The organism is Hominiventricola aquisgranensis (assembly GCF_040096225.1).
Taxonomy (GTDB): Bacteria; Bacillota; Clostridia; order Lachnospirales; family Lachnospiraceae; genus Hominiventricola; species Hominiventricola aquisgranensis.
Map to the genome: position 1 here is coordinate 1 of NZ_JBBMFC010000073.1, position 1,086 is coordinate 1,086.

At 44.3% G+C, this 1,086-nt stretch carries 2 pseudogenes; both read right to left on the reverse strand.

Annotation, left to right across the window (positions count from 1 at the left end):
• Positions 1-80: 80 nt before the first annotated feature.
• A pseudogene (locus WMO62_RS15755) lies at positions 81-913 on the reverse strand (transposase); the annotation flags it as partial.
• A pseudogene (locus WMO62_RS15760) lies at positions 873-1,084 on the reverse strand (transposase); the annotation flags it as partial. The pseudogenes WMO62_RS15760 and WMO62_RS15755, both read right to left, overlap by 41 nt.
• Positions 1,085-1,086 lie beyond the last annotated feature (2 nt).

Below are 1,086 nucleotides of genomic sequence, written 5' to 3' on the forward strand. Positions count from 1 at the left end.
ACTACCAATCTCTGGGCCTGGCTGCATAGGAAATGATATCTTTGAGATAAATGTGTCAACCAATATTGACAATATCAGTCTTTTATCTTATCATACAGGAATTTATATGTCCGGCTGTCATGCTGATTGCCGGGATTTACACTATAACCCAGAATCCATCCGCTTTTGTCACAGGCTGTCTGCACGGAATACGCAAAAACATTTTTATGCTCACCCTTTCGGAACCATCCGCTTTCCGGATCCGTTGTACTTTCCTTGACCGTTTTTCTTCTTTTCCATCAGAGCTGCCACCACAGGAGGGGGGATCTTTGGGATCTTCCTTCTTTTCTTTCAGAGGCTTTTTCCCATGCGCTTCCCGGTCTTCGTTGATTTCCTTCTTTAACTGCTCTTCGAAGAACAGTGCTTCCTCATCTGCAATCCGTTTCCGCATCTTTTTGCTGTTTGCACGTGCTTTTACATGGGTGGCATCCACGAAGACCTCGGAAGGATCGATCAGTCTGTATTTATAGCATTCCTGCAGGATACGGGAAAAGATCTGTTCAAAAAGATCAGTATCCTTAAAGCGTCTGGTATAATTCTTTCCAAACGTAGAGAAATGGGGAACCTTGTCCATCATTTCCAGACCGAGGAACCATCGGTATGCGACATTGACTTCGATTTCCTTTACTGTCTGGCGCATACTTCGGATGCCGTACAGATACTGGATGAATGGAATTTTAATGAGCATGACCGGATCCATGCTGGGGCAGCCATTGTCTGCACTGTATTTATCAATCACAAGATCATAGATAAAACTCCAGTCGATTGCCTGGTCAATCAGGCGCAGCAGATGATCCTGCGGAACAAGGTCATCCATGCAGAACATCTGAATCTGCTCTCTTTTCTTGAGGAACTTCAATCTCCATAGCTCCATAACTGCTGTTTACACGTTTCCGCTTGTAGCCATTGCGATAATCGTCATTGTCCGAACGCTCGGATTTCTCGTATCCAAGATGGTCATCCATTTCATCTTCCATCATTTCTTTGATGGTCCCGCCTAAAAGACCTGGATATCTTCAGCTGTCTGAATATCATATTCCTCCAAAA